This window comes from Synechococcus sp. MU1655, from assembly GCF_023630655.1.
Classification (GTDB): Bacteria; Cyanobacteriota; Cyanobacteriia; order PCC-6307; family Cyanobiaceae; genus Synechococcus_C.
The window spans coordinates 1-5,818 of the sequence record NZ_JAKUHK010000123.1 but is presented as its reverse complement, the minus strand read 5'-3'; the positions used below and the strand labels follow the sequence as shown (position 1 = coordinate 5,818).

Here is a 5,818-nt window from a genome sequence, read left to right as displayed (position 1 = left end):
TGGGCATGGTTATGGACACCCACGCTTGGACTGGGTCGTGGTGATGGATCCAGTGGCGAGCGATCACAGCCGTTGTTGGACTGAACTAGCGCACACCGTTCGGGCTGAGCATCAGGGAGAGCCTCCTTTGCTGCCAGGTCAACGCTTGCAAAGCCCTGGTTTGATGCTTCGCCCACTGGGAGGCCAAGATCGTCGTTGGTATTTGCGCGTGAATGGTCAATCCCATCGACTCAGGCAATCAAGCGGTGGAGCCTTAAGATGGGATGACGCTCGTGAAGCGTTTGGAGAGGTGGCAGAGCCCGGTTGAATGCGCACGACTCGAAATCGTGTAGGGGTAACACCCTCGTGGGTTCGAATCCCACCCTCTCCGTTTTAGATGAGTCCGAATAAGCGCTTTTTTGCCACCATTCTTGTGATGCTCTTAATGATGGGCGGTTATCTCATCTGAAATGTGCCTTTAGGGAGCATTCTCAGTCCATTGGGTCCTTGCAGTTCACTCTTTCCCCTGTCCGGCGAGAACGCAAGCAGGGAAACCAGCAGCTCGAAGAAAGACTGCGGTGGCAAGAACAACGCGATACTTGCCAATGGCGTCATTCAGATGGCAGCTACTGGTCTCTCTGCTATTTCCTAGTCAGCAAGCGCTCTTGGCTTCTGTGCTGTGAAGCAAGAGAACAAGGTGTGTAACGGTTGCGTTGAAGAGGTCATTGCTGTCGGTCAGACCAATGCGCAGGCAGTCCGCTTCCGTAACGGCGGGAACTGAATAGGGGGTTCCGCAAAACAGCACTACATAACCTCTGTGACTCACGTCTCAGAGATCTTTCTTTTGGTTTTGACCGTATAGGGAATCGGTGTCTGTCCCTACAAAAGAGTTCAACTGGATACATAAAAATGGCTTCGTTCCTCACACGGGACAGCACGGCGAGGAGGAAGGTTTTGAGAAACCTTCCTTTTTTTTGGTCTGCTGACCTCATAGGGATTTGGTGCTTGTCCCTACAAAAGAGTTCATCCGGATACATAAAACTGTTCCTAACCCAAGGAGGTGGTCCTTGGGGATGCGTCGTCATGGGGGAGGTTGTGGAAGGCCTTCCTTTTTTTTGCTTGGGTTCTGTTGTCTGACCTCGCTGGAAGTGAAGTCGTTTCGAGGGTTTTGGTTAGTGGTCCAACAAGTCCAAACGAAGTGTTATTGGATGTCTTGTTGGAAATCAGTATCTTCTCTTCTGTTTGGCCCTAAATCGAGATTGAAGGTGATTTTTAACCCTATATATAATTCCACCCTCTTCGTTTTAGTTTGTCTCAGGACTGATCGGAAACCCATGAATGCAAGGCAATGGGTCTGGTAGTTTTTCCTGCCTCACGGTTTCTATGAGCAGATGATTTGGCGGCAAAGCAGAAGTTTACTTTTAGGTGCTAAGCCTTTATAAGTGTTTCGCTGTTCAGGAATTTTGTTTCTGCTTCAAGAACTAGACCCCACTAGTTGCAAAGCAAAGATCAGTCTATTGCAGAGTTCTGAGATTTGTTATGCTTTGAGGCGTCTTCGATAGCGCATAGCAGCCCAATTAAAAGGAAGGCTCCGCCAAATATTTTGGTCCACTCCTCAAGATGAGCCAGGTACTGGTGGACGTGGATAGGCAATCTGAAATATGGACTGAAATCGCATGCAACCATTATAAAAGCCATTGCAAGAGAATATTTGGCGAATTTCATAAACCTTGTGGAGAAGCGAAAATAACTTCTGCTGTAAAAAACGAAAAAAGCACCAATGACTCCATAAATGCCAACAATTATGTCGTCAATTCTGTCGCTTAAGCGAGTCTCTTTCCAGCCAAATGCCGAATGTATCATGTAATCTATTCGCTCGTGAAACATGAAGCTATCGTCCATTGCTAAAAAAGCAAAGCCCAAGGCTAAAAAGATCCATATGGAGAATTCGGTAAGCTTTATCCCTCCGCTTCTTAAGTTTAATATGAAAGGTATGATTATGCTGGCCAGCGAGCATGAGGCTAATTGCAAGGTTGAAACTGTGGTGATTATTGAGTTTTCTTTGTAAGAGGGTGCCGTCAATAGAATCGCGGCAAGGTAAGCAATGTAAGTAACCAGTATGAATTGCTTGAGGTATTTAATGCGAAAGTTTTGAATCATTTTTAGCTAATGAGAGTTGAGGTAGGTTTTAGAAGTTAAAGGTTTGGTGTAAAATCTGAGGCCAAGTTCTTCGATATTGTTGGCTTCGGGCAAGGTTTTTATCCGTCAAAAGCTTGCGTAGAGTATTAGATACTTTAGCACTGATAGGCCTTAATAAAGTGCACTCAAGTTGCCATTCTTAAGGTATATCAAGTTCATTTATTCAAAGTCTGGCTCGTTGATATCACTCTCTAAGGCATCCCATCTATCGCTCGATCGCTGCATGGGAGTTTCCAAAGCAGGTTCCGATTGGCGGCAACACGGTCGTCTGGACGGAGTCTTCGTTCCATGAGTAGATGTCAGATCGAATCAAAGAGGCATGACCCCAGGCTTGGGTATGCCGTTAGAGGCAGGGCGTTCACGCGTCCTGATTTTTTTGTGCCTGGCGTAGATGCCTGGTTGTCCAGGATCTCCATAGGGGGGGGCTGGTCCCTTGAAATCGTCCAGGGCATTTCCCTTCGTGAGTTGGATGAAGGGGGGACCCGTACTCCTGTTGGCGGTTCTCTCCGTATCCAGATCCCAATGCCCGTCCGATCCTGATGGGGTCGAGCAGTTCATGAGGGACCGGACCTCTGGGGTTGAGCACCCAGGGGTCTTTTTCTGTCAGAAGCCTCGTCCTGAGATGTTTCAGGGGGGTGTCAGGGCGTCTCCTTCAGCGACATTCTTTGTGTTGGTATGTTCGAGCGCGAATTCGGAAAACAACGCTCAGAGCCTCTAAGGGAAACTTATTTGGGGTAAAGCCGGCTTCATCTCAGCATCTCTGTTCTAAGTAGGTCCTGGTAGATCTTCTGGTGTCCCCAACCCGTTCTGGTGAGGGACTTTTTTATTCCTTGGTGTTCTTGGGTGTGCCTAGAAACGTCAGGGTGTGCAGTAACAGAGTTAGGTGAATCCTCAAATGTCTCTCACTGACTCAGAAGTTTGTGTAAAGACTTCGTGGAGCAAAAGACAGAAAAAGAGTTGTGGTGATTCGTTCTATTTGGTCGTGGAACCCATCAGCAAATGGGGAGGCGTCGCCTATCGGCATCGCCCTATTCTCTCCCTGAAGTCCCAAAAATGGGGGAAAGATGGTTGAGGTCTGAATCGGTTCTTAAAGGTATCTGGGATGGTCAGGGGAGTTGTGCGGATCTTGATTGACGATCCTAAATGTTATTTGGGAATAGACTAGTTGTCCGCAGCTTCAGTTATATGCGCTTCTTCTTTTTGATTGCTATGAATTGCTGGTCACGGCGTGTTTTGTATCACTCATTCTTTTTGGAGTTGTCTAGGATGTTCGCAGAGTAGATTTTCGGTCGACTAAGAATGAAACAAGAGGACTAGCCCCTGGCTAACTTGATGGAATTCACGCTCTTCCCGGCTTAAATCCAGCCCAATCTCTAAACCTTCCTTTAAAGCATTTTCAAATGGTGGTGTGGAAGGCGGAGACGCGTCGATCCATAACGCCGCGATTCCAATCGCAGTGGCGTGCCATCGAAAGCTCCCTGTTTCTCCGATCGTTGGCTCCTGGAGAGCTTCTTCGAGAAGTGCGCTGATGGACGTTTCGGTGGAAGTCATGCCCTAGCTTCGGAATTCTTGCTCTTTGCCGCAATTGGCTGAGAGACTTCTTGATCTGTTTCTGTCAGCAAATGCTGTTATCCACCGCTGCGAAGGGTGCGCTACTGCGAGTCGAAATCAGCAGTGGTTCCTGTGCCTTTGCGGTGACTGGCCATTTTTCCCTTTTGGCTAGGCCCTGTTGCGGTTCAGTGGGGTGAGACTCAAGGGTTACTTGATGCAACTTGGTCTGCGTGCAACGTCGTTTCAGGCCGGTGGTTCCAGTCTCAGTCGGCGTGCGACGAAGCGGCATCTCGAGTTGTTGTCAGCTCCTCCCTCGGTGCTCACGTCGGTGGCACTGGTTCGAAAACAAAGCAGGTTGGGGCGCACGCTCAAGCGAAGCGGTGATATTGCCTTTTCATTGCTGGCTCTGGGACTTGGATCGCCCGCTTTTTTGTTGATCGCTGCCTTGGTGAGCCTGAGTTCACCTGGTCCAGTGTTTTATGTCCAGAAACGTGTTGGTCGTGGATATCGCCGTTTTGGTTGCATCAAATTCCGCACCATGCGCGCTGATGCCGACGCTGTACTGCAACGCGTGCTGGCCGACTCACCGGAAATGCGTGCTGAGTTTGAGCGTGATTTCAAGCTCCGTCAGGACCCTCGCATTACCCCGATCGGTCGTTTCTTAAGGCGTTCCAGCCTGGATGAACTGCCACAGTTCCTGAACGTTTTACGTGGTGAGATGAGTGTGGTGGGGCCACGGCCAATTGTGGATAAGGAGATTGAGCGCTATGGCCCTTTCATGGATGAGGTTTTGGCTGTGCGGCCTGGTTTAACCGGGTTGTGGCAGGTGAGTGGTCGCAATAATCTCAGCTATCCCAAGCGGGTGAGGCTTGATTTGGCCTACTCGAGAGGTCGTTCGTTCCCTCTGGATTTGGCGATCATTCTGCGTACGTTTGGAGTGCTGCTTTTACCCATGGATCGTGGTGCCTACTGACCAGTATCGCGTCTCTTGAGAGATCGGCTGGTCAGATCCAGAGGCTGCATCCGAGGGCCATCAGCAGCCAGAGCACTTCTAATCTCCTGCTGAGATTGAGAATGTTGGCCACACTTTGTTGGCTGGCGCTCAGGAAGCCATCGCCCAGCAATGGCTTGTCGATCCAGCGAGCCCCGTATTGGTTCCGCCCCCCGAGTTGCACTTCTGCACAGTGGGCATAGATCGCTTCTGAACGGCCGGCGTTGGGGGAAGGGTCATGCCGCCCGTCGCGTTCTGCGGCCAGCACGAGGGATGACCATCGACTGATGGGCTGACTGATGAGTGGCAGCGTCAGCATTACCAGTCGGCAGGGCATCCATGTGAGCAGGTCATCCAGACGCGCACCGGCGGTGCCCAGCCAGCGCAGTCGTCCCTTGCGGTAGCCAAGCATGGAATCCAGCGTGCTTGCTGCTTTGAACGACCAGGCCAGAGCGAGAGGCCCCGGTGCGTTGATCAGTCCCGCCGACCAGAGGCCAGCCCCTACGAGCATCCAGAACAACGGGGCGAACAGGCCATCCACGCTATTTTCGCTGGCTGTTTCTGCTGTGGCGCGAAGGATCTCATCCACGCTGAGTTCCGTGGTGTCACGTCCCACGATCCAGCTGAGGCGTTGTCGGGCCTCGATAGGCTCCTCGTTGCGGTCGGCTGGAAGAGCCTGGAGTACGCGGCGCACACCGGCTTCCAGGCTTTTCCCTGCCAAGGCACTGGCCAGGGCCAGAACCCAGCACACGCTGGCGAAGCTCTTGATCCAGCCAGGGCCGCCCGCCCAGTGTCCCAGCACCAGTTGTTCCAGCAGCCAACCGCTGAATCCGCTTGTCAGCACAAGCGTGACTGTGATGAGGAAACCGGCGATCGACAGCTTGATCGGGCTGTCCATCGCCCAGCTCTCGGCACGTAGACGCATCCGTTGAATGCCCCATCCCATCACGACGACTGGATGGAGCCAGCCAGATGGATCGCCAATGCTGCGATCCAGCACTGCTGCTAGAAGAATGCCTGCTAGGGCAAGCGTTGAAGCCTGCAAGGTCATGCCTGTGCTGCCAGTCGGCCCTGCGTGATGGCCAGGGCGATGAACCC

Annotated in this window: 7 protein-coding genes, 1 tRNA gene and 1 pseudogene; 4 read left to right on the top strand and 5 right to left on the bottom strand. The window is 51.6% G+C overall.

The genetic code is table 11. The features are described 5' to 3' along the window. Nucleotides 1–307 (top strand): annotated as a pseudogene (locus tag NCN04_RS06900) (ComEC/Rec2 family competence protein); the annotation flags it as partial. Further along, nucleotides 284–370 (top strand) — tRNA-Ser (locus NCN04_RS06895). The pseudogene NCN04_RS06900 and the gene NCN04_RS06895, both read left to right, overlap by 24 nt. A gap of 261 nt (nt 371–631) precedes the next feature. Here NCN04_RS06895 and NCN04_RS10705 read toward each other — a convergent pair. Next, nucleotides 632–805, bottom strand: a complete 174-nt coding sequence (locus tag NCN04_RS10705; RefSeq protein WP_350223241.1) for a hypothetical protein — start codon at nt 803–805, stop codon at nt 632–634. A gap of 683 nt (nt 806–1,488) precedes the next feature. Next, nucleotides 1,489–2,061 carry a DUF8692 domain-containing protein gene (locus tag NCN04_RS06885; RefSeq protein WP_250395602.1) on the bottom strand — a complete coding sequence of 191 codons (573 nt, stop codon included), beginning with the start codon at nt 2,059–2,061 and terminating at the stop codon, nt 1,489–1,491. 320 nt (nt 2,062–2,381) lie between these two features. Here NCN04_RS06885 and NCN04_RS10700 point away from each other — a divergent pair, with 320 nt between their 5' ends. Further along, nucleotides 2,382–2,474 (top strand): AlpA family phage regulatory protein, encoded by a 93-nt coding sequence (locus NCN04_RS10700; RefSeq protein WP_350223242.1) that lies wholly within the window; start codon nt 2,382–2,384, stop codon nt 2,472–2,474. A gap of 13 nt (nt 2,475–2,487) precedes the next feature. On the opposite strand, the gene NCN04_RS06880 is transcribed toward NCN04_RS10700, so the two are convergent. Both NCN04_RS06880 and NCN04_RS06875 read right to left on the bottom strand, forming a co-directional pair. Further along, on the bottom strand, nt 2,488–2,736 hold the full coding sequence (locus tag NCN04_RS06880; RefSeq protein ID WP_250395601.1) for a hypothetical protein: 249 nt from the start codon (nt 2,734–2,736) through the stop codon (nt 2,488–2,490). Between the two features lie 735 nt (nt 2,737–3,471). After that, on the bottom strand, nt 3,472–3,729 hold the full coding sequence (locus NCN04_RS06875; RefSeq protein WP_048345971.1) for a DUF8674 family protein: 258 nt from the start codon (nt 3,727–3,729) through the stop codon (nt 3,472–3,474). Between the two features lie 214 nt (nt 3,730–3,943). On the opposite strand from NCN04_RS06875, the gene NCN04_RS06870 reads away from it, so the two are divergent. Beyond that, complete coding sequence (locus NCN04_RS06870) at nt 3,944–4,702, top strand: undecaprenyl-phosphate galactose phosphotransferase family protein (protein WP_250395600.1); 759 nt, start codon at nt 3,944–3,946, stop codon at nt 4,700–4,702. Between the two features lie 31 nt (nt 4,703–4,733). On the opposite strand, the gene cbiB is transcribed toward NCN04_RS06870, so the two are convergent. Continuing rightward, nucleotides 4,734–5,818, bottom strand: a 1,085-nt coding sequence (gene cbiB / locus NCN04_RS06865; RefSeq protein ID WP_350223240.1) for an adenosylcobinamide-phosphate synthase CbiB, incomplete at its 5' end; no start/stop codon positions are given.